At 62.8% G+C, this 328-nt stretch carries 2 pseudogenes; both read right to left on the bottom strand.

Features of this window, described 5'->3' with window-relative positions:
• Positions 1-166: pseudogene (locus SB751_RS29000) on the bottom strand (ABC transporter substrate-binding protein); the annotation flags it as partial.
• Positions 130-328, bottom strand: a pseudogene (locus tag SB751_RS28995) (amidohydrolase); the annotation flags it as partial. The pseudogenes SB751_RS29000 and SB751_RS28995, both read right to left, overlap by 37 nt.

Raw genomic sequence — 328 nt, 5'->3', positions numbered from 1 at the left:
ACAGCACGAAGTCGAGCACCTTCTTACTGTTCGCGTCGTGCGGCGCGCCCTTCACGAGGCTCATCACGTACGGCACCGCGATCGTGCCTTCCTGCGGGATCACGAACTCGACGTTCGCGTGATCCTTGTACTTCGCGCGATACGCGTCGAAGTCGTAGGCATATAGATCCAGCCCGGCCGCTCGTAGAAGTGGTGATGCGCATCGACGATCGGCAGATCCGGCTCGAGTGCGGGTTCGAGCGCGGACGCGAGCCAGTCGTTTCGCACCGCGAGATAGTTGCCTTGCGTCGTCATGCGGGGAGCTCCGTTGTCAGCCGGCGTGCGCGTA

The organism is Cupriavidus sp. SIMBA_020 (assembly GCF_046535395.1).
GTDB lineage: Bacteria > Pseudomonadota > Gammaproteobacteria > Burkholderiales > Burkholderiaceae > Cupriavidus > Cupriavidus campinensis.
The sequence above is the reverse complement of the archived record's forward strand: the minus strand, read 5'-3'. Positions and strand labels throughout refer to the sequence as shown.